At 64.9% G+C, this 21,849-nt stretch carries 20 protein-coding genes; 1 reads left to right on the forward strand and 19 read right to left on the reverse strand.

The window, feature by feature from the left end:
- Positions 1-42: 42 nt before the first annotated feature.
- The 16 genes from HG718_RS09420 to HG718_RS09495 all read right to left on the reverse strand — a co-directional run bounded on the left by HG718_RS09420 (position 43) and on the right by HG718_RS09495 (position 17,597).
- On the reverse strand, positions 43-2,181 hold the full coding sequence (locus HG718_RS09420) for a malate synthase G (protein ID WP_160587304.1): 2,139 nt from the start codon (positions 2,179-2,181) through the stop codon (positions 43-45).
- A gap of 316 nt (positions 2,182-2,497) precedes the next feature.
- Positions 2,498-2,938 (reverse strand): cyanase, encoded by a 441-nt coding sequence (gene cynS, locus HG718_RS09425; protein WP_160587303.1) that lies wholly within the window; start codon positions 2,936-2,938, stop codon positions 2,498-2,500.
- Between the two features lie 86 nt (positions 2,939-3,024).
- Positions 3,025-3,969: an ABC transporter ATP-binding protein gene (locus HG718_RS09430; RefSeq protein ID WP_160587302.1), complete on the reverse strand. Its 945-nt coding sequence runs from the start codon at positions 3,967-3,969 to the stop codon at positions 3,025-3,027.
- Positions 3,970-3,979: 10 nt separating this feature from the next.
- Positions 3,980-4,831, reverse strand: a complete 852-nt coding sequence (ntrB, locus tag HG718_RS09435) for a nitrate ABC transporter permease (RefSeq protein WP_373868290.1) — start codon at positions 4,829-4,831, stop codon at positions 3,980-3,982.
- The gene (locus tag HG718_RS09440; RefSeq protein ID WP_160587301.1) at positions 4,831-6,231 is read right to left on the reverse strand and encodes a CmpA/NrtA family ABC transporter substrate-binding protein; all 1,401 of its coding nucleotides are present in this window, start codon (positions 6,229-6,231) and stop codon (positions 4,831-4,833) included. Before HG718_RS09440 ends, ntrB begins: the two co-directional genes overlap by 1 nt.
- Before the next feature lie 355 nt (positions 6,232-6,586).
- On the reverse strand, positions 6,587-7,174 hold the full coding sequence (locus HG718_RS09445) for an ANTAR domain-containing response regulator (protein ID WP_160587300.1): 588 nt from the start codon (positions 7,172-7,174) through the stop codon (positions 6,587-6,589).
- 266 nt (positions 7,175-7,440) lie between these two features.
- A complete protein-coding gene (locus tag HG718_RS09450; RefSeq protein WP_160587299.1) occupies positions 7,441-8,682 on the reverse strand; it encodes an alginate export family protein in 1,242 nt (413 codons plus the stop codon).
- A 345-nt stretch (positions 8,683-9,027) separates the two neighbouring features.
- Entirely contained in the window at positions 9,028-9,837 is an 810-nt protein-coding gene (locus tag HG718_RS09455; protein WP_160587298.1) for a TonB family protein, read from the reverse strand.
- Complete coding sequence (locus HG718_RS09460) at positions 9,834-10,241, reverse strand: biopolymer transporter ExbD (protein ID WP_160587297.1); 408 nt, start codon at positions 10,239-10,241, stop codon at positions 9,834-9,836. Before HG718_RS09460 ends, HG718_RS09455 begins: the two co-directional genes overlap by 4 nt.
- A complete protein-coding gene (locus tag HG718_RS09465; protein WP_160587296.1) occupies positions 10,238-10,651 on the reverse strand; it encodes an ExbD/TolR family protein in 414 nt (137 codons plus the stop codon). Before HG718_RS09465 ends, HG718_RS09460 begins: the two co-directional genes overlap by 4 nt.
- Before the next feature lie 33 nt (positions 10,652-10,684).
- Entirely contained in the window at positions 10,685-11,443 is a 759-nt protein-coding gene (locus HG718_RS09470) for a MotA/TolQ/ExbB proton channel family protein (protein ID WP_160587295.1), read from the reverse strand.
- Positions 11,440-12,288 (reverse strand): heme ABC transporter ATP-binding protein, encoded by an 849-nt coding sequence (locus HG718_RS09475; protein WP_205345653.1) that lies wholly within the window; start codon positions 12,286-12,288, stop codon positions 11,440-11,442. The genes HG718_RS09470 and HG718_RS09475 overlap by 4 nt, the downstream gene beginning before the upstream one ends.
- The gene (locus HG718_RS09480) at positions 12,282-13,373 is read right to left on the reverse strand and encodes a FecCD family ABC transporter permease (protein ID WP_036263518.1); all 1,092 of its coding nucleotides are present in this window, start codon (positions 13,371-13,373) and stop codon (positions 12,282-12,284) included. The genes HG718_RS09475 and HG718_RS09480 overlap by 7 nt, the downstream gene beginning before the upstream one ends.
- A complete protein-coding gene (locus tag HG718_RS09485; protein WP_170080200.1) occupies positions 13,373-14,287 on the reverse strand; it encodes a heme/hemin ABC transporter substrate-binding protein in 915 nt (304 codons plus the stop codon). The genes HG718_RS09480 and HG718_RS09485 overlap by 1 nt, the downstream gene beginning before the upstream one ends.
- A gap of 29 nt (positions 14,288-14,316) precedes the next feature.
- On the reverse strand, positions 14,317-15,375 hold the full coding sequence (locus HG718_RS09490) for a hemin-degrading factor (protein WP_160587293.1): 1,059 nt from the start codon (positions 15,373-15,375) through the stop codon (positions 14,317-14,319).
- Between the two features lie 23 nt (positions 15,376-15,398).
- Positions 15,399-17,597 (reverse strand): TonB-dependent receptor domain-containing protein, encoded by a 2,199-nt coding sequence (locus HG718_RS09495; RefSeq protein ID WP_160587292.1) that lies wholly within the window; start codon positions 17,595-17,597, stop codon positions 15,399-15,401.
- Positions 17,598-18,058: 461 nt separating this feature from the next.
- On the opposite strand from HG718_RS09495, the gene HG718_RS09500 reads away from it, so the two are divergent.
- Positions 18,059-18,934: a PRC-barrel domain-containing protein gene (locus HG718_RS09500; protein WP_160587291.1), complete on the forward strand. Its 876-nt coding sequence runs from the start codon at positions 18,059-18,061 to the stop codon at positions 18,932-18,934.
- A gap of 221 nt (positions 18,935-19,155) precedes the next feature.
- Here the strand turns inward: HG718_RS09500 and HG718_RS09505 are convergent, their stop codons facing one another.
- From HG718_RS09505 to HG718_RS09515, 3 genes are read right to left on the reverse strand one after another with little or no spacing between them, the layout of a single operon-like run.
- Complete coding sequence (locus HG718_RS09505; protein WP_160587290.1) at positions 19,156-20,898, reverse strand: histidine kinase dimerization/phosphoacceptor domain -containing protein; 1,743 nt, start codon at positions 20,896-20,898, stop codon at positions 19,156-19,158.
- Positions 20,899-20,905: 7 nt separating this feature from the next.
- Positions 20,906-21,454: a sigma-70 family RNA polymerase sigma factor gene (locus tag HG718_RS09510; RefSeq protein ID WP_027840051.1), complete on the reverse strand. Its 549-nt coding sequence runs from the start codon at positions 21,452-21,454 to the stop codon at positions 20,906-20,908.
- Between the two features lie 3 nt (positions 21,455-21,457).
- Positions 21,458-21,751, reverse strand: coding sequence for a NepR family anti-sigma factor (locus tag HG718_RS09515; protein WP_036263516.1), 294 nt, complete (start codon positions 21,749-21,751; stop codon positions 21,458-21,460).
- Positions 21,752-21,849: the final 98 nt, after the last annotated feature.

Raw genomic sequence — 21,849 nt, forward strand, 5'->3', positions numbered from 1 at the left:
GCGGCTGGTTGTAGTGTCAGAGCGTCAGGCGCGCAAGGTGCCTCAGGCGCCCTGTTCGGCCTTCTTCTTCACGCGGAAGGCGTGCAGCAGCGGCTCGGTGTAGCCGGACGGCTGCACGGCGCCTTCGAAGACGAGTGCCTTGGAGGCCTCGAACGCCAGGCCGTCGAACTTCGGCGCCATCGGCTCATAGGCGGCGTCGCCCGCGTTCTGCTCGTCCACCTTCTTGGCCATGCGCTCAAAGGCTGCGTCCACCTGCTCCTTGGTGCAGATGCCGTGCATCAGCCAGTTGGCCATGTGCTGGGAGGAGATGCGCAGGGTGGCGCGGTCTTCCATCAGGCCGATGTCGTTGATGTCCGGCACCTTGGAGCAGCCGACGCCCTGGTCGATCCAGCGCACCACGTAGCCGAGGATGCCCTGGGCGTTGTTCTCAAGCTCACGCTCGACAACATCCGCCGGCCAGTTGGTGTCTTTTGCGAGCGGCACGGACAGCAGCGGCTTGAGCGACGGGCACGGCTTCTTGGCGATTTCGTCGCGCAGGCCCATCACGTCCACCTGGTGATAGTGGATGGCATGCAGAGTGGCGGCCGTCGGGCTCGGCACCCAGGCGGTGTTGGCGCCGGTCTTGGGGTGGCCGATCTTCTGCTCCAGCATGTCGCCCATGCGGTCGGGTGCTGCCCACATGCCCTTGCCGATCTGCGCCTTGCCGGAGAGACCGCAGGCGAGGCCGATGGCCACGTTGCGCTCTTCATAAGCGGCGATCCAGTCGGTGCCCTTCATGTCGGTCTTCGGGATCATCGCCCCGGCCTTCATGCTGGTGTGGATCTCGTCGCCGGTGCGGTCGAGGAAGCCCGTGTTGATGAACACGATGCGGCCCGACACGGCCTTGATGCAGGCGGCGAGGTTGGCCGAGGTGCGGCGCTCTTCGTCCATCACGCCCACCTTGATGGTGTTGCGCGCGAGGCCGAGCAAGTCTTCGACCGCGGCAAACAGGCGATCAGTGAAGGCCACTTCCTCCGGACCATGCATCTTGGGCTTCACCACGTAGATGGAGCCGGCCGGGCTGTTGACGCGGCGGCCTTCGGGGCCGACGTCGCGCAGGGAGATGAGGTTGGTGATGAGGGCATCCATGACGCCTTCCGGAGCCTGGCTGCCGTCTTCCAGCAGCACGGCTTCGGTCTTCATCAGGTGACCCACATTGCGCACCAGCAGCGTGGAACGGCCCTGCAGGGTCTTGGCCTTGCCGTCCGGCGTGGTGATGTCCTTGTCGCCATTGAGGCTGCGGGTCAGCGGCTTGCCGCCCTTCTGGAAGGTTTCTTCCAGATCGCCGTTCATCAGGCCGAGCCAGTTGGTGTAGGCGTCGATCTTGTCGGTGCAGTCAACGGCGGCGACGGAATCTTCAAGGTCCACGATGGTGGTCAGCGCGGCTTCCATCAGGATGTCGGTGACACCGGCGGGATCGGTGGAGCCCACATTGGTGGAGCGGTCGATCAGGACCTGGATATGCAGGCCGTTCTGCTTGAACAGCACGCTGTCGGGGTTGTCCGGCAGGCCGGTGAAGCCCGCGAACAGGGACGGATCCTTCAGGGCCGGCTCAAGCGCGCCGTTGACGACCTTGTAGCCTGTCACATCCTTGTGGGAGCCAGAGGCAAGCGGCACGAACTCGTCGAGCAGGCTCTTGGCCTTGTCGACCACCTGGGCACCACGCTCTTCGTCGTAGCCCGGGCCCTTGGCTTCGCCCGGCAGGGCGTCGGTGCCGTAGAAGGCATCATAGAGGCTGCCCCAGCGGGCATTGGCGGCATTGAGCACGAAACGCGCATTCAGCGACGGCACCACGAGCTGCGGGCCGGCCATGGTGGCGATTTCCGGGTCCACATTGGCAGTGGTGATCTGGAACGGCTCGGGTTCCGGGACGATGTAGCCGATCTCGCGCAGGAAGGCCTCATAGGCATCGTGGTCAGTGATCGGGCCGGGATTGGCTCCGTGCCAGGCATCGATCTTGGCCTGCAGGTCTTCGCGAACCTGGAGCAGACGGTCGTTCTCGCCGGAGAACTCCTTGAAGATCTTGGCCGCACCCGCCCAGAACGCGTCCGCCGTCAGGCCGGAACCGGGAATGCATTTGCTGTCCACGAACTCCACCAGGGGAGCCGCGAAGCGAATGCCGTCTTTTTCAAGATAATCCATTGAAATTCCTCAAGTCTTTCGGGTGTGACCGTGTGGTCGGCCTGCCGGGGCGGGGGCGCGGGAAACGATCCGCCAGCGCGGAATAATCCGGGCTGCGCGGGGTGGCGCGCACCATGTCCAACACTGACAGGAAAGCCATTCGTTGCGGGGAGTTACCGCATCAGGCCAAGGGGGGCAAGTGGGCAGGGTTACGCAGCGTCGCGGGCTCCAAGCGCCCGCCCCCACCCCAAAACAAAACCCCGCCGGCATGACACCGGCGGGGCGGACCCGCATGCACGGGGTGATGCGATGCGGGCATAAGGACTTACGGGTCCGGTCAGTACTTCTTGAACTTGAGGAACTTGCCGGACATCACGATCTGCACCCGGTCGCCATTGGGGTCGGGCTTGCGGGAGATTTCCATGTCGTAGTCGATGGCCGACATGATGCCGTCGCCGAACTCTTCCTCGATGAGCTTCTTGAAGGTGGTGCCGTAGACCTGGACGATTTCATAGAGGCGGTAGATGAGCGGGTCGGTGGGCACATCCATGCCGAGGGAGCCGCGCGACGGGATCTTGGCGAGGCCCTTCCTGGCTTCCGGGATGCCGAGCATGTCGGCGGCCTTGGCGGCGGCGTCTTCCGGCAGGGCCATCTGGCCAAGGAGGGCTGCTGTGACGAACACCGGCGACATGCCGACGCCGTCGGCGACTTCCTTATAGGTAAGGCCCTTGTCGTCCATGGCATCTTCGATGGCCTGGGTGAGTGCGTAGCGGTCCATTGATGAGACTCCTTCTTGCGTGGGGATGCGCGGTCAGACTGCGCGTTTGAGTGCGTGGTTGCGGCGGGCGGTGCTGCGGCGCCGTTTCAGCCCCCGGCCATGTGGCGGGGGGCTTGCGGTTTTCCCGGCGAGGTGGCCTCCGGGATTTCCGTATCGACCGGGTGGACGGCGCTGACGCCGATGCCCGGCGAGACGACCGGCGGGTGCCGCTTGTCGAACTCCGTGCCGGCGATTTCCTCGGTGAAGCTCTTGGAGCGGGTGACGAGGAAATCCATCAGGTGGTTGCGCATGGGATAGAAGCGCGGATGCTTGAACATGCTCTCGCGCGTACGGTCGCGCGGCAGCGTGTTCTCGACGATCTCGGCGATGCAGGCCTCCGGCCCGTTGGTCATCAACACGATCTTGTCGGCGAGGTAGAGCGCTTCATCCACGTCATGGGTGATCATGAAGCTGGTCTGTTTGCGGGCGTCGCAGATGGCGAGGATCTCATCCTGCAGGCCGCCGCGTGTCAGCGCGTCCAGCGCGGAGAACGGCTCGTCCATCAGCAGCACGTCGGGCTCGAGACTCAGGGCGCGGGCGATGCCCACGCGCTGCTTCATGCCGCCGGAGAGCTGGGCGGGCTTGCGGTCCGCTGCCTCCCCCAGATTGACCAGCTCGAGATATTTCATCGCGTGCGCGCGGATCTGTGCCGACGACCAGGACGGGTTGCGGGACTTCACCGCCAACTCGATGTTGCCCAGTGCCGACAGCCAGGGCATGAGGGCATGGCCCTGGAAGATGACCGCGCGGTCGAGGCTGGGGCCGGAAATCTCCTTGCCGTTGACGATGATGCCGCCGGCGGACGGTGTTTCGAGACCAGCCAGGATGTTGAGCAAGGTAGACTTGCCGCAGCCGGAATGGCCGACGACGCAGATGAACTCCCCCTCCTCGATGCCGAGCCACAGGTCGTCGAACACGGTCATGGTGCCGCCGCCGCCCGGATTGGGGTAGCGCTTGGCGAGGCCTTCGATGCTGATGAGTTTGGTGCTCATGGGACCTCCTTCAGTCCGCGTAGGACACGCGCTGCTGGAAGAAGGCGACGATCAGGTCGAGCACCATTCCGATCACCCCGATGAACAGGATGGCAGCGATGACATTGGTGATGGAGAGGTTGTTCCACTCGTTCCAGACGAAGTAGCCGATGCCTGTTCCGCCCACGAGCATTTCGGCGGCCACGATCACCAGCCAGGCGATGCCGATGGAAATGCGCATGCCGGTGAGGATGGTTGGGGCGGCGGCGGGCAGGATGACGCTCAGGGCCGTGCGCCACGGTCCGAGTTCGAGCGTCTTGGCGACGTTCACATACTCAGTGCGCACGGCGCCGACGCCGAAGGCCGTGTTGATGAGCATCGGCCACAGGGAACAGATGAAGATGACGAAGATGGCGCTCGTCATGGAATCCTGGATCGTGTAGAGCGCAAGCGGCATCCAGGCGAGCGGCGAGATGGGCTTGAGAAGCTGGATGAACGGGTCCAGCGCCTTGAACAGGAGCGGGCTCATGCCGATGACGAAGCCCAGCGGGATGGCCACCAGCGCGGCCAGTCCGAAGCCCACCAGCACCCGCATGATCGAATAGGCCAGCTGGATGCCGATGCCCTTGTCGTTGGGGCCTGCGTCATAGAACGGGTCGGTGACGTGGCGCTTGAGTTCGCCGAAGACTTCAGCCGGGGCGGGGAACGCGGATTCGCCCTTCGCCTGCGGCCCAAGAAGGGCCGCAAGCTCAGGGTCCATCCCCACAGGTGCTTCTGTCTGTCCGCTGGCACTGAGTAGCTGCCAGGCGAACAGGAAGCACCCGAACAGCACCATGGACAGAAGCGCTGCGCGCAAGGTCATGGGGATAGCATCGACGCGCATCACGACCTCCGGATCGCGAAGGAATTGACGTATTCCTCCGGCTTGGTCGGGTCGAAGGTCTTGCCCATGACCTCATAGGACTCGTAGGTCGCCTCCGGCGGTGTGAGGCCCATTTCGGTCATCACCTTCTGGGCGTCGGTTGCGAGATAGACCTGCTCGGCGACGCCCTTGTAGTCCACGTCGCCGGAGATATAGCCCCAGCGTTTCATCTGGGTGAGAATCCAGATGGCCATGGAGTGGTACGGGAACGGATCAAAGTCGATCCGGTCCGGCACCTTCTGGATACCGCCGAGGCCGTCCGCAAAGGTGCCGGTGAGAACCTGCTCGACCACCGTGGTGGGCTGGTTGAGGTAGTTCTTCGGCGAGATGGCGGCTGCCACTTCCTTACGGTTGTCCTGGTCGGACGCGTAGGCCGTGGCATCGATGATGGACTTGTAGAGCGCGATGAAGGTGTTGGGCATTTCATCGACGAATTTCTGGCTGGCGGCGAAAGCGCAGCAGGGATGCCCGTCCCAGATTTCCTTGGTCAGCTTGTGGATGAAGCCGACGCCGTCATAGACCGCGCGCTGGTTGAACGGGTCCGGTGCCAGGTAGCCGTCCACATTGCCGGCGGCGAGGTTGGCGACCATCTCGGGCGGCGGCAGCACGCGGATCTGGATGTCCGTGTCCGGATCAAGCCCATGCTCGGCCACGTAGTAGCGCAGCAGGAAATTGTGCATGGAATAGTCGAACGGCACGGCGAACTTGAAGCCCTTCCACTTGGACGGGTCGTCGTTCTTGTCCTTGTGCTTGGTGGCAAGGGTGATGGCCTGACCGTTGATATTTTCCACCGCCGGCATGGTCCACGGATTGGCGGTGGAGCCCGCCCCCATAGTGATGGCGAGCGGCATGGGCGTCAGCATGTGGGACGCGTCATATTCACCGGACAGGGACTTGTCGCGCGCCACGGCCCAGCCGGCGGTCTTGATGACATCGACGTCGAGGCCGTACTTCTCATAGAAGCCCATGGGCTTGGCCATGATGATGGGCGTCGCGCAGGTGATGGGCACGAAGCCGACGGACAGCTTGGTCTTCTCAAGCTGACCGGAAAGTTCCTGCGCCACAGCCTTTGCCGCACCGAGGGGGAAGATGTCGCTCAGGGCGGTCATGGCTGTTGCCGCGCCCACGGCGGTGAGGAAGCTGCGGCGGGCCATATCCGTGCCGAAGACGGCCTGCATGACGGCGGACTCGACGTGGCGGGACAGGATTTCTTCGGAGGTCACCTCCTCCGCCGGGTCATCTTCCTTGCCCTCGAGGCGGGCGACCGCTGCGTCATGGTCTTCCTGACTGTGGTGGCCGCCGCATGAACAGCCGCCCCACAGTTTGGCCTTCGGATCAAAAGGGTCCTGATCAAAGCTCATTGTTCTACGCTCCTGCTGACAGGCATGGGGCCCTGTGACCCGCTGCCTGCTGCCCAACAAAAAAGCCGCATTCCCTCAGCGCACCTCATGGAAGAGATGCGAGACGGAAGCGGCTTCGCTCCAGGGGCCCGCCCTTGGACCCGGTATCTGGTGGGGCACACTCGACCTTGAGGCGCCCGCCCTTCTCCTTAGCAACGGTCGTGCCAGACTCCGACGTTGGCCGGAAGTGCCGCAACCACGCGGGTTTGCGGCGATGCGGACTTCAACAGGTACGCAAGATCACGCGGCGCGCTGCGCAAACAGGCAGCACCTGCCCAAGGAACAGGCAAGCAGAATATAACCGTATACGGAGGGATTAGAGACCGACGCGGGACGCGACGAGGATACTGTCGGCGATCTCGACGATGGGGCGCTTCTGGTCCATGGAGGCCCGGCGCATGAGCGCATAGGCGTCCTTCTCGCTCAGGCCGCGCTGCTCCATCAGGATGCCCTTGGCCTTCTCGATGGTCTTGCGGTGTTCAAGCTCGGTGGACAACGCTTCGACGCGGGTCTCAAGCTCGTGGAAGCGGTTGAAGCGGGCGATGGCGAGATCGACGATGGGCCTGATCCGGTCAGGCTGCATGCCGTCCACCACATAGGCGCTGACGCCCGCCTCCATGGCGGCCTGGGTCATGTCCGGGTCGCTCTGATCGACGAACATGACGACGGGACGCTGCACCTCGCGGGATACGCGGAACATCTGCTCCACCGTATCGCGCTTGGGGTTCTCGAGATCGACGATGATGACCGACGGGTTGAGCACGGCGATACGGGCGAGCAGATCAATCGTATCGGAAATGATGGTGACGTTTTCATAGCCGGCAGCCCCCAGTCCCGCGCGGATCAGCTCCGCGCGTTCGGGCATCTGGTCGATGACGGCGATGGAAACGGGTGTGTCAGGCATGCGCGCTCATTCTCAACAGGTCCGGCCCTGCCGTGCGTGCGCAACCTCCTGACATGTTCTTGTTTGCGCTCATCATCCGTCACATGCCCCCGGGCGTGCAAGTGTTTCCGCGCACGGGCTGCAATGCATCAGCGCTTTGCGTCCCCTCATGACAGGCACCGGTCATGAACCGTGCGGACAGGCAGAACCGCAGGGCCGCGCATTGCAGCGCTGCCCTGCAGCGTGTCGTGGTAAACGGGCCTGCGTGCGAGGCACGGCCCTTAGGCTCAGAGCTTCCAGTCGACCTGCAGCCAGAACTTCTGGCGGTCAGCCGGGCCGCCTGAGGGGCCGTCATAGTCCGCGTATTTCGCAGTGACCGAGAGCTTCTTGTTGATCACGCCCTTGAGGAGCAGGTCCACCTCATCACCCAGGCTGCCGCCGCCGGTCTCGGCTTCAAAGTCATGATAGATGGCGGCTGCGACGATCTTCTTGAACGGGCCGACTTCGCCCGTTGCATAGCCGATGCGGCCATAGAGATCCTCAATGCCGGTTGCCGGGGTGGCGAGGAAGACATCGGCCCAGCCCTGGAACTTGTGCAGAGTAGCCAGCGGCGTGCTGAAGCCGCGGGTGCCGTCGCCCTCAAGCGACTCATAGCTCACCGATGCATCGAACCCGCCGACCTTGGTGCCGATGGAGGCGAGGTAGTAGTCGAGGTCATAATCACCGGTATTGTCGCCATAGTCGGACTGGATGGCGTATTCACCGGACAGGGTGATGGGAATGTCCTCGGTGACATCGAAGGTGCCCTTGGCGCGCACGCCATAGCTCTGGGTGGAGAGCGCGGGCGATTCATCAAGGTCGAGCAGATAGCCATAGGCCCCGAGTTCAACGCCCGGCAGGCCCTTATAGGCCAAATTGACCACGTGGCTGCCCGAGGCATCGAAGCTGCCATTGGGGCTTTCATTGCCGAAGATGCGCTGCACCGAATCCAGATAGGCATATGTGGCGGTGAGGTCCGGCACCGCGGTCAGCTGAAGCAGCGCCGCATCGAAGGTCTGCTCGTTCTGGCGCCAGCCGACATTGCCGATGAAGCGGGCATTGTCGAGGATGATGCGCTGGCGGCCACCAATGAACTTGAGGCCGTCAATACCGGTATAGGTGATCTGGGCGCGGTTGAGCTCCGCATTGTCCGGGTCCGCCACAACGGGGTAGCGGGTGCGGCCATTGGTCGTGGAGTTGTAGCTGTTGTTGAGCCCGTCCACGACTTCCGCTTCCAGCAGAACGGAGAAACCCTTGTAGGGCCGCGTCTTGAAGCCGGCGCGCACACGCGCGGTGACTGCGTTGGCATCCTCCGGCACGCCGTCCTGCGATACATGCTCGTAGCGCAGCCGCGTATCGAGGATGGGCGTGACGATGGGTTCGGTCCGCTCACTTTCGGCGGCCTGCGCGCTTGCGACAAATCCCCCGCCGGTTGCGGCCAGAAGGCCTGCCGCTATCAGCGATCCGGCTTTGGTAGTCAGTCTTTTCATGTTCATTGCCCCACTCCAATCACGCGGCCGCCCTGCCCGGACCTGACCGCATGAAACAAAAAACGCTGCGCGATGGATGACCCGTCCCGGCGGACACCCGCGGGCAGGAACATCATCGGCAGCGTTGCCAGGCGGGGTCCGTCCTTGGACCCCGATATGTGAAGGTCACCTTGTTGTGGCCTGACCCGACCAAAGCACAGGCCGTGCCAGCCAGCGGAAAGGCCGGTGCACTGCGGTTTTTCAGCCAAAAGACCGTATACGGAGGGGTGACTGCGCCTGTTTGTTGTTCAGATGCCCCTTGTGCGTGCCGAAAAACCGGGCAGGCACAGCGTCGTAGCCTCCCACCTAGTGAGCCAGGCTGAAAACGATAGGCAGGTTGAGCCGGTAGGGCGCACGGGGCGGCGGCGGAAAGGGCGCAGCCCGGCTGACCATGCGCTTGGCCATGCGGTCGAGGGAATATGACCCGGACGTTCCCGTGATTGAGACCGAGGCCAGGCTGCCGTCAGGCGCGATCACGATCGCGGCGGTGGCCACGCCTTCATCGCCGCGGCGGCGGGCATCGGCAGGGTAGCGGCGCTGGCGCTCAATCCGCGCACGGAGGTCAGCCAGATAAGCGGCATCATTGTCCACGGTGCGCGTCTGCTGGCCACCGAGGCCGACGGTCGGGGCGGCGGCCCCTTCTCCCCGCGTGGGCGCGGCGGCGCGCGTGGCCGGGGCGGGCTCGGCTTCCGTCTCGGGCTGGATCACCGGCGGGGCGGGCCGGGGTGCCTGTTGCACAGGCTTTTTCGGCTGCGGCTTTTTTGGCTGCGGCTGGGGTTTCTTGAGCTTGACCGGTTTCGGTTTCACCGGCCTGGGCCTGGTCGCAGGCTTCTTCGGCTCCGGCGGTGCCTTTTCAATAACAGGGTCGGGCTCAACCGGGCTGTCGGGTTCCTCGACCGGGTCGGGATCAGGCAGGGGCGCTGACGCGAGGTTCATGCTGATCTGCCCCAGCACGCGGCCGCCGCCGCCTGCTTTGATGTCCGGTGCCGTGTCGAGGGCGAACACCCAGGCGGCAAGTGCCGCGTGCACGAGGATGGCAAGGCCCAGCATCCAGGGCCACAGGCGCTTCAGCGGCGTGACATGTGACCGGGCGGGCGGCGCTTTTTGCGCGGTCATTCGACGCGGTCCATGGTGACCACCACGGCGTCGGTCACGCCCTTGTCCTTTGCGGTCTTGAGGATCGCGAAGACGCGGGCGGCGGGCGCGCGGGCATCGGCCTTCACCGTCAGGCCGTGGGTGCGGGCCGCCTCCCCGGCAAGAATGGCGGGCAGCTCAGCCGCCGAGACAATACCACCGGGAGCACGGACGTCCCCCGCACGGGTGACGAACAGGATCAGCGGGTCGCCGCCTGTTTGTTCCGGTGTGCCTTCCGAAGAGATCAGCGGCTCAAACCCTTCAGGCAGGGGGGCCGTGACGGTGCCTGCGATCATGAAGGCGAGGACGAGGAGCAGCACGATATTGATCAGCGGCAGGGTGCCATCGGGCGCGTGATGCGGCTTGCGGGTGCGCAAAGTGGTCATGGCTGCGGCCCCGCTTCGACCGATACGGCGGTGATGCCGCCTGCGGCCAGCGTTTCAACGAGATCGACCACCGGCTGCACGGCAACATCCGCAGCCGGACGAATGAGCACGGACTGGCCCTCGGTGCGGCGGGCCATGACAAGATCAAGAGCGGATGCGGGTGTTTCAACGCGGTCACCGCCAATCACGATCATGCCGCCTGTCTCCATCACCAGCACGATGGGCGGCTTGCCGGAGCCGGTGCCCTCTCCTGCCGAGACGGGAGTGACATCGATCACCTGCCAGCGGGCGAACTGGGATACCAGCATGAAGAAGACAAGCAGGATGAACACGACGTCGATCAACGGCGTGAGGCTCAGCACGACGCGTGTGCGGCCATGGCGGCCGATGGGCTGTGTCAGCGGTTCCATTGCGGTGTGTGCCGTGTTCGAGGCCTGGGCCGGTTACTCGGCTGCCAGGCGCAGGTCGGGCTTTGCCGGGGCCAGATGCGCCACCGTGTCGCCGATGGTGCATTCGGCATCGTCGGCGAAGCGGGACAGGCGGCCCTCGAACCAGCCATGGCCGAGGGTGGCCGGGATGGCGACCACGAGGCCTGCGGCGGTGGTGAGCAGCGCCACCCAGATGCCGGCGGACAGGAGCGACGGATCAACCGTGCTGCCGGCTGTCTCCAGCGCCTGGAAGGCATCGATCATGCCCAGCACCGTGCCGAGCAGGCCGATCAGCGGGCTGAGCATGGCGATCATGCCGAGAGTGGCGAGGCCGCCTTCCAGCGGCTGCATGATCCGGCGGGCCAGGCGGCGGCCCGCATCAGCGGCCAGTGCCCTGTCGGCCCCGGTTGCCGAATAGGCTTCGGTCGTGGCGGTGGCGATGGCGGCCAGCGGCGCCCTGCCCTTGCGGCCATTGAGGCGGGCGGTCGAGAACTGGAGGAACTTGGCGAGGATCAGCGCAAGCGTCACCACGGACAGGATGCCGAGAAGCCAGAGGACCGGGCCGCCGACATCAAGGAAACTGATGACGGCATCCAGGGTGGAGGCGGGAGCATCCGGGGTGGCGGCCGCAGCTTCGAGTGCTGCGGGATCGATCGCGGCCGGATCAACCGGGCCTGCGTCAACGGGCGCTGTGTTTGCGGGCATCGTGTTGGCAGGAGCGGTGTTGGCAGGAGCCGGGGCGGTATCGATGGCGGGTGCGGGAGTGTCGGTCATTGCGCGGCTACCCTCACAGGTTTCTGGTCCGGGATATCGGCCTCACCGGCATGATGGCCGGTGGGCAGGATGAGATGGCGGCCGCATTCCGCGTCGTGGATGCGGCGCACCGTCAGGCCGAAGACGGTCTGGATGAGATCTGGGAAGAGCACATCAGAAGGATGACCGAGCGCTGCGAGCTTGCCGTGGGACACAACGGCGACCGTGTCCGCGTAAAGCGCTGCGAGGTTGAGGTCGTGCACCACGGCGACGACACCGGCGCCCTGGCCCGCCAGCTCACCAGCGAGATGCAGGGTGGCGTGCTGGTGGGCGAGATCTAGGCTTGCGGTCGGCTCGTCCAGCAGCAGGAAGCGCGGGGTGATGTCGCCGGGCTGACGCCAGGTCTGCGCCAGGACGCGGGCAAGCTGGGTGCGTTGCTGTTCACCGCCGGACAGGCGCGTATAGGGGCGGTTTGCCAGCTTGCGGGTGTCCGTCACCTCAAGCGCCCAGTCGATGGCGGTGCTGTCGGCGTCCGGGTCGGTGAAATGCCGGAAAGGCTCGCGGCCCATGGCGACAACATCGCGGACCTTGAAGGGGAAGCTGAGGGAGGCGTGCTGCGGCATCAGCGCCCGCTTGCGCGCCAGCCGCGACGGCGACATGTCGGTGATCCGTGTGCTCCCGATGACAACTTCACCGTCGGCTATGCCCTGCTCGCCGCTGAGCGCCCGCAGGAGCGTGGACTTGCCCGCCCCATTGGGGCCGACGATGATTGTGACGGCACCGGGTTTCACATCCAGCGACAGGGCATCGAGCACGCGCCGGCCGCCGAGATCGATCGACACATTGTCTGCGCTCAACATCACCATGCGGAGCCGTCCCGTCCCGCGCGGCGCAGGAGCCAGAGGAAGAAGGGCGCGCCCAGGAGCGCCGTGAGAATGCCGATGGGCAGTTCTGACGGCGGGACCAGCGCGCGGGCGACAACATCCGCCCACAGAAGAAGCGCTGCGCCGCCCAGCATGGACGCGGGCAGCAGCACCCGGTGATCCGGCCCCAGCACGAGACGCAGGAGGTGCGGCACGACGATGCCCACGAAACCGATCATGCCGCTGACCGCAACGGCGGCCCCGACACCGGCTGCCACCAGGACGACTGCCATGTTCTTGAACTTCTCGACCTCGAGGCCGAGGGAGGCGGCCTCGCGCTCACCGAGGAGGATGAGGTTGAGATTGCGCGAAAGGGCCGGAACGAGGGCGAGCACGAGGCTCATGAACAGGAGCGCCGGGATGATGGCGGCCCAGGTGGCGCTGCCGAGACTGCCCAGCATCCAGAAATTGATGGCGCGCAACTGCTCGTCATTGCTGAGGAACATGATGAGGCCCATGAGGGCGCTGCCGATGGCGTTTACCGCAATGCCGGCCAGCAGCATGGTGAGCACCGGTGTCTGCCCGCCGACGCGCGCAACCGCCATGACGGCGAGGGTGGCGACAAGGCCGCCGAGAAATGCCGAGACCGGCATGAGATAGAGGATGGCAGCTGAGCCAACGGCGACCACACCCCCGAAGGAGATGGTGGCCACTGCCGCAGCGCCTGCGCCAGCGGAGACGCCGATGACGGCAGGCTCTGCCAGCGGGTTGCGGAACAGGGCCTGGAGCACTGCGCCGGACACCGCCAGCGTGGCCCCGACAAAGACCGCGAGGATGACGCGCGGGGCGCGGATATCGAAAAGCACCGTGTGGGCAATGCGGTCGGCGGGCTCAGCGCCTGTGACCAGCAGCCAGCACTCACGCAGCAGGACACCAAGGGACAGGTCGGCCGAGCCGAGCGTGAGCCCGGCGATGGCGCCTGCGATGGCCAGCATGAGGAGGAAGGGCAGCAGCAGGACGCCGGCCGGCATATCCGCGCCTTCATCCGGGTGCTGGCCGGTCCCCTGCCATGTGTGGGTGCTTGCCATTACTTCGCCAATTGAATGAGCGGGTGGTCGCCGCCGGCGCTCTCAAGCGGAATGTCCGCGTCCGGATGGAAGATGCGGGCGAGATCCGCCGCTGCCTGCGGCGCGCGCGGGCCGAAGCCGAGAAGGTAGAGGCTGTCAGCGATGATGATGCGGCCGTTGCGGCCCGCATTGGTTTCGGCGATGACATCCAGCTCGCGCAGGCCGTCCATGCCGCCGAGGATTTCGACCACATGGCTCGGGACGATGATGTAGTCCGGGTCCGCCGCCAGGACGGGCTCGAGGGACAACGGCTTGTAGCCTTCAAGCGTGGGCAAGGCGAGGCGGCCGCCGGCAAGAGAAATGGCCACTTCTGCAGCGGTATGGGTGCCCGCGCCGAGCAGCGGGCCTGCGCCGGCACTGATGACCAGCAGGACTGTGGGCCCGTCTTCCTGGGGGACCGCGTCAGCGAGGGCTGCGAAATCAGCGGCGACGCTGTCCGCCAGGGTGCCGGCCCGGTCACCGGCACCGGTAGCATCACCCACCTTGCGGATCATGGTGGTGACGCTCTCAGGCGACCAGCCTATGGCGATGTTCTCGACGGCGAGGCCCGAATTGGTGATCTGCTCGACGGCGGAGGCAGGGCCTGCGCCTTCACCAAGCAGCACCATGTCCGGCCGCTGGGCGAGCACGCCCTCGGAGGAGAGTTGGCGGAGATAGCCCACCTGCGGCAAGGCTGTGGCCTCGGCCGGGTAGAGGCTGGTGGAATCCACCGCCACGATCCGGTCGCCCAGGCCGAGGGCAAAGAGCGTTTCCGTGACGGCGCCGCCGACGGAAATGATGCGCTCTGGTGCTTCGGCGGCCACGGCATGGGGCCCGGCACCGGTCAGGACCGCAGCAAGAACGCCTGCGAGTGCTGACCGGACGCGCCGGGACATGAAGAAGGACATGGAACCGGAGAGGGACACTAGGCAGCAACCCCCTGGCCGAGAACGGCTTCGGCGACCAGCGACCGCCAGTCGTCGCGCTCGGTCATGCCGGGCTTGCGTTCACCGAAGAACTGCACAATCAGGTCACCGGCGGCGTCATAGATTTCGACCGAGGTCACGTCTCCGTCTTCAGTTGGCTTGCGGACGACCCAGGCATCGGCCACGAGATCGGTGCGCAGGTGCAGGTTGAAGCCCTCGTCCAGCACATTGATCCACGGGCCCATGGGCTCGATGCGCGAGACGGGGCCGGTGTGGATCTGGATGCAGCCCTTGCTGCCGACGAACACCATGATGGGGGCGCCGGACGCGGAGGCGGCTTCGAGCACGCGGGTGACGGCATCAACCGGTGCGCGCTGGGCGAAGCGGCCCTCGGCAAGGCGCAGGGCCTGCTGGCGGCCCACCTTGTGCTTGCGCAGAAGCGGGAAGAAATCGTGGGTGTCCTTGAGAGCTGCCCAGTCAGCCAGCATGTCATCCCGGGCGATTTCCGTATCCGGACGGTCTGCCGCCGGGGCGGGCACGGGCGAGGTCTCGATCAGGCTATCCTGATCCTCGTGGCGGAACTGGGCGACGAGGGCGTCATAGGCCTCGGCATTGCTGCCCTCGCGGAGATAGACCTTGTGGACGGCAACGCCGTCGCGGTTGAAGAACTGGAGGCTGCGGCGCGGGCCGGAGCGGGTGTCTTCGGAGACGGCAAACCCGAAATGCCAATGGGAGAGGAACAGGCGCAGGTCGATATCGTGGTTGAGCACGATGCCGCCATGGGCGCTGAACTCGATATTGGCGTATTCGCCGACTTTCTCATGCACAACGGCATGATTGCGGGTGAGCGCCATGACTTCGCCGAGATTGCCCAGCCCGGTGATCACTTCCGACCACGGCCCCTTGAGGCGTGTGGCGGTGCGTCCCAGGCCTGCACAGACCAGCTCGCCTTCCGAGATGCCGAGTTTCTCGGCGACGTCGCGGGCACGCAGTTTGGGCGTTGCGGCGCGGGTGTCTTCAATCTTGGTAAAGAGCTCGTCCTTGGTCAGGCGGGTCATGGCGCTCATCCTTTTTCTGGCGCTTACCAGGACATCGTGTAGCTGACATCGACGAGGACGGAGCGGCCCTCCTCGAGCGTGTCAGACGCGACGCGCTGGTATTCTTCATCGAACAGGTTTTCGGCGGTTACGCCGATGCTGAAGCCTGCAAGCGCCCCTTCCTGGGCGCGCCAGCGGGCATAGACTTCGTGCAGCTGGTAGGAATCCCGGTCATTGGTCGTCACCGAGCCGCCGTCATGGTCGTCGGCGAAGGTGGCCTGCCAGCCGACATAGCTGTCGACTTCCGGCAGCTTCAGGCGCAGGTCAGCGGTAACCTGGTCGGGCTGCTCAATGCCGATGGGATCACCGGTCTGCTTGTTCTTGGTGTCCATGGTGGCGCCGGCCAGCTTCACGCGGAAGCGCGGGGCGTCGTAGGTTGCTTCCAGCTCCACGCCGTCAAGCTCCGCCTTCGGAATGTTGACGATCTGGGTGGTGCCGCCGCAGCCGGTGGGATCGACGGTGATGGACACGAAGGCCCGGCAGGTGAACCCGGGCACCAGGAACGGGGCCGGGAAGAACTGCGGGTTGGTGGTGTCGGCGGTCTGGATCACTTCGGTGGAGAGGAAGTTCTCGCCCTCGGTGGAGTAGTAGCCCAGCTTGGCCTGGAAGATGTCACCGTCGTCGATGACATCATCGAACTCGATGCCGGCGCCGATTTCCCACGTGTCGGTGGACTGGGCCTCAAGCGTCGTGTTCGGAATGAAGGTGTTAAAGCCGACGGGCGCGCCGCCGACGATCACCGGGAAGTGGGTGCCGGTGGGGAACAGCTCGTCGAGGCGCGGGGCGCGGAAGGCCTCGGCATAGGAACCATAAACAAAGCCCCACTCGACCGGCGCGAACCGGGCGCTAACCTTCGGCGAAAGCTGGTTGTCGCCCTGCGAGCCGCCGGCGGCGATCTTGCTGGTGAAGCGGTCGTAGCGCACGCCCGGCGTCAGGGTGAACTCGGAGCCTTCGAGGCCGAGCACATCGTAGAAGCTGAAGGCGGACTGGACGAAGAAGCCGTAGAACTCCTGATCGCCGGAGACGACGCCGCTGCGGGCCCCGCCGCCGAGGGCGCCTTCGGCCTCCTCGCGGTAATAGTCCATGCCCGCGGTCAGCGCGACATCGACGGCTTCACCGATGGCGAAGCGGGAGGTGTTGTCGGCATTGAAGCCGAAGGTCTCGACGGTGCGCTCCTGCAGCACACCGGCATTGGTGCCGGTCTCGTCGGTTTCATCAACGGCGTTCTTGGACCGGTAGACATCCACCTTTGCATCAAGCAGCGGATTGTTTTCCGGATTGAAGAAGAAGCCGACATTGAAGGTTTCGGAATCGATTTCCTTCTCGGCGATGTTGCCGGTGAGGGCCTGGCCGTTGTTCGGCTCCTTGGCGTCATTGTGGAAACGGTTCCAGCCGAGCTTGATGCCGGCGCCGGTTTCCGTGCGGAAGGTGCCGCGCAGGAAGCCGGACAGGATGTCGTCTTCGCTGTCGAGCTTCACATCGTTGCCGAGCCGCACATCATCGGAGCGGCGGCGCACCACGCCACCGGAGATGTCGGTCATGTCGTTCGGCTTCCAGGCCCCGATGAGGCGTTGGGCGAACTCGTCATTGCCGGTGCGGTAGGACAGGCCGACACGGCCGCCGATGGTGTCACCGTCGCGCAGGAGGTCTTCCGCCGTGAGCGTGCGCAGGGCGATGACGCCGCCGGTGCCGCCGGAGCCATAGAGCGCTGAGCTGGAGCCGCGCACGATTTCCGCCTCGCCGATGAAAGCCGGGTCGATGAAGACGCGACCATCATGGCCGGACACGAAGTTCTGGCGGCTGCCATCGAGGGTGACGATCACGTCCGGACCGGAGAAGCCGCGGATGGTCGGCACCTCGCCGGTGCGGCGCGGGCCGCCGAAGCTGGAGACACCGGGGATGTCGTCGAACAGGTCATCAAGGCTTGCGGGAATCTCGTCTTCGATCTCCTGCGCGCCCTTCACCGTCACCTGGCCGGGGACGCTAAATGCCTCCATGGGGGTGCGGGTTGCGGTGACGCTGATGGGCGCCGCATTGACGGATGCCTCTTCCGCGTCCGCGGCCAGCGCCGTTGCCGGCAGCAGCAGTGCAAGCGCCACGGCACCGGCGCCAGACAGGCTGGTGCCGCTCCGCATCATGGTGCGCAGGCTGCGGCCCGCGCGGTCGGTTTGTGTCAGTGCCATGGTCCCCAGGCCCCCTTCGGTATCTATGCATATCATAGTCAGACTCACTCGCAATAAAGATCGGGAGTTTTGTGCGGAATTTCCGATCCGTCATGCGGGGTATGGAGCGGCTTATATTGCGAGTCACTTGCATTTACAAGAGGGTCGATGGGGCATGCCCCGTTTTGCCGCGCCCGGTGCGGCGGAGATGCACCAATTCGGGCGCTGCCTCTGTCCAGTCAGCCGGCTGCCACAGGAGGGGTTCGGGGGTGTCCGGCGAGGGTGCGGCAGAGACGCGCACGGGGATGGTTCAGGCCCCCTGCCCTACTGAGCGCATGGATTTTTCGCGGCCTGGGCCATCCGGCAGGCGCGGCCAAAGGCGGATGGACGATTTGCTCCAGACGCGGAACATCTGTGTCAGCGCCGGGTTAACTGGCCATGCAGCGCCCACGCGCGCCGCTCCACAGAAAGAGGAGACTATTATGCGTCGTTTGATGATGAGTGTGTCCGCCCTGGCCCTGATGATGGGTACGGCCCATGCCGCTGGCGCCCCGGATGTGACCGAAGGGTCGCCGGAGGAAATCACCTATGAAGAGGCTGCCACGGCTGTTGAAAATGCTGCCGAGGACACTGCCGATGCCGCCGGCGACGCGCTTGAGGCCACCGGCGACGCCATCGCCGATGCCGCCCAGTACGTGACCAACGGCCTGGAAGAAGTTGAGGTTGCCGACACCACCTATGTGACGCCGGAAGCCAACAGCTACAGCGCCAACGACCTGATCGGCTCTGCCATCTATGGTGCTGAAGGTGACGTTGTTGCCCGCATCGACGATGTGTGGATCAACGCCGAAGGTGACGTGAATGCGTTCCTGGTCAGCGAAGGCGGTTTCTTCGGCGTTGGTGCCGATGATGCGGCCATGACCACCGGCTCGATCACCTTCAACCGTGACAATGCCGGCAACCTGTCGGGCTATGTGGGCCTGAGCGAAGAGCAGATGGCCGAGATCGCCGAGCAGCGCTATGACGCCAAGGCCGAGTACCGCGCTGATGCCGACGCTTACGAGGGTCTTACCCTTGAGGACCACGTGATCGGCAAGAACGTCGTCAACGCCAAGGGTGAAGAGATCGCCACCGTGCGCGACGCCCTTATCTCGCGCGACGGCAAGGTGAGCCACCTGGTGCTGGCCCGCGGCGGCGTGCTGGGCTTCGGCGGCGAGCTGACGGCCGTGCATGTCAACGAACTGCAGTTCGAGCAGGGCGACTCCGAAGGTGCGCTGGTGATGAACACCACCGCCAAGGAGCTGATGGACATGCCGTCCTTCCGTTACAACATCGAGGCGCAGGCCGAGATGAAGTAACAGCGGTCACACCCGCGTATCCAGGAAAGAGGTGGGAGAAATCCCACCTCTTTTTTGTTGCGCGATGTGTGGAGGAGCAGCGACTGCGCTGCGCGCAGCTGACGCCCTGCCCCACCTGCCAAGAGTGCAGCGGTCGGGTCGCGACGGTTACTGCGGAAGTGGACGATAGAGAGGCGCGGGGCCTCAGGACTGCGGCCGCAGGGCTGGAACGAGAAGAATGATCAGATCACGTCGTCTTCATCGAGCGGCAGGTCCAGCACCACTTCGCTGAGATCCGTTGCCGCCTGGAGATGGCCGCCGAGCTGGCGCGCAAAGGCGCTGACAAGGGAACGGCTCAGACGCAAGCGGCGATCTTCCTCTTCCTTGCTTTTCACCGGCGCCGGCTCGCAGTCTTCCTGCGGCTCGGTTTCGGTCGTCAGGGACAGGACCGCCCAGCCGGGGCGGTCGCGGCGCAGGGAGATGTCGAGTTCGGTCGGGACGTCGGCCGTCTTGCGCAGGAACGAGATGACCTCAAGGATGATCTGCGCCAGCGGAACTGCCTGATCCATGGGCAGGCGCAAGGCGTCCGTCTGGATCGGACGCAGGGACAGGCAGTCCTCGTCCTCCAGCATCACGCGCGCATGCTCCATCAGGGACGGCAGAAACTCATCCATCGGCATGAGCTGCATGTCGCCGGACTGATAGGCCGCATGATGGGCCAGGGCCAGGCTCTCGACGCGGACCTGCATGTCGCGCAGCTGGGCACGCTCGTGCTCATCCTCGGTATTGCGGGCGTTGAGATTGAACAGGCTGATGACGATCTGCAGGTTGTTCTTCACCCGGTGGTGGATCTCACGCAGCAGCCGCTCGCGCTCGGAGATGGATTCAACAAGGCTGGCCTGGCGGCGCTCGATAGCATCCGCCATGGAGTTGAAGGCTTCGCCAAGCTCGCGATATTCGATGGGCGCCTTTTCGAGGTCGCGGGCGCGCACCGTGGACATGCCGCGGCGCTGGGCGATGGCAACGGCACGCAGATGCTTGACCCAGCGGATGGACATGCGCTCGGTCGCCAGCCAGACGATGAGAAGCGTGACGGCGAACAGGACGAGCAAGGCGGCGACATCCGCCAGAAGCTCGGTGAGAACCGGCAGGCTTGCGGACAGGGCCGGGCGCGCCAGCACCACATAGACATCACTCTCGTCCAGGCGGATGGAGGCATAGAGCCTGTCCTTCCCGTCATCGCCCGTGGTGGAAAGGATGCCGCGGTCGCCGGTCAGATATGTCGTCAGCACTTTTTTCGGGGGCAGCTTGCGGCGCTGCTGGCCGGGGAGAAGCGACCGGCCCTCGAGATTGATGAGGAACAGTTCGAGTTCCTGATCACCATCGCCGATATCCAGCGTCTCGCCGATATAGTCGGTGCGGATCGACAGGCTGATGACGCCCTCTTCCATATTGCCTTCCGGCGACAGGGGTTCGGCTGCGACGATGATCACCTCGCCGCTGAGCTCACCGAGGATCGGGCCACCGACGATAAAGTCCTTCCGCGCGTTAACGGACCGGAACCACTGGTCGCCGAAGACGTTGACCGGCTGGTCCGCCGGCAGTGCGCTGCACTGGACGTCACCGGCGGGGGAGATGGTGGCGATATTGCCCATGTGGGGCAGGCCCGCGATGGTGCTTTGCAGGAAGCGCGAGCAGGCGGGCTCGACATTGTTCTTCACGCCGGGCTGGGTGCGGGCGATCTCGAGCACCTGCTTGGCGCCGAGAAAGAGCGATTGCAGTTCCTTGGAGACGAGCTCCGCCTTGCCGAGGAGCTGCTGCTCCACGGCTTCGCTGCGGTCGTAATATTGGGAAACGGCACTCGCGATCCCGAAGGCGAGGACGGGGAGCATGGACAGCGCCAGCACGGTGGACAGGCGTGTCCGGACTGAATCAATCGCCTCCAGCGGCCGGGCAGCCTGTTCACCGAGTTTCAGGTCAGGCACGTCATTCCTATCCGCGGGCTACGAGTTTGCCGTCCGGGCCGGAGGATGACATGGCGCCGGCCGCGGCCGGACCGATGTCCGCCCCGTCAAGCTGCGCTTCAAGCTCGCGACGCGCGCGGGCGACACGACTCTTGATGGTGCCGACTGCGCATCCACAGATATCAGCCGCCTCGTCATAGGAAAAGCCATCAACCGAGGTGAGGATCAGGGCTTCGCGCTGGTCCGGCGGCAGCTTGCCCAGTTCGCGGACCAGATCCTTCAGGTGAAGGCTGCTGAGCTGCGACTCGTGCACCGCGTTTTCCGGCGCGGTCTCACCGTCGCCCACATCCTGGTAGCGCTTGTTCTTGCGCACCTCGTTGTAGAAGTGATTGCGCAGGATGGTGAACAGCCACGCCTTGAGGTTGGTCCCTTCCTGGTATTTGTCCTGGTTCGCCCAGGCGCGCATCACCGCTTCCTGGACAAGGTCATCGGCCCAGACACCATCGCCGCACAGGGAGCGCGCGAAGGCACGCAGATTGGGGAGAAGGGCCGTCAGGTCGGACTTGAATGTCGACATGATTTACTGCGCCTCGTTGCCGGAGGACGGATCAGACGCATCTGATTTCCGGCCTGGCGCCGCCTGGACACCGCCAGGCTCGGTTTCATCAAGCTTGTCCAGAAGGGACGCCAGATCATCGGGGATCGGCTCTTCCGCATATGACGAGTAGAGGTCGCGCAGCTGGTCGCCGAGCCAGTCCTTGCGAGGGGCCGGGCCAGCATTTTCGGCGGCCGCGCCGGTCTTTTCAGACCCGTTGGCAGCACCGTTTCCCGGCGGAGCGCCGGCGCCGTTGCGCGTTTCATACTCAGTGGACATCAGACAGTTTCCTTGCGACCCGGGCAGGGCGGTTAGCGTATTCGTACGGGTGTGAAACGCGGCTGCCAGAAAAAAGTTCCGCGACGGGGGAACTTTTT

This window comes from Pyruvatibacter mobilis, assembly GCF_012848855.1.
Taxonomy (GTDB): Bacteria; Pseudomonadota; Alphaproteobacteria; order CGMCC-115125; family CGMCC-115125; genus Pyruvatibacter; species Pyruvatibacter mobilis.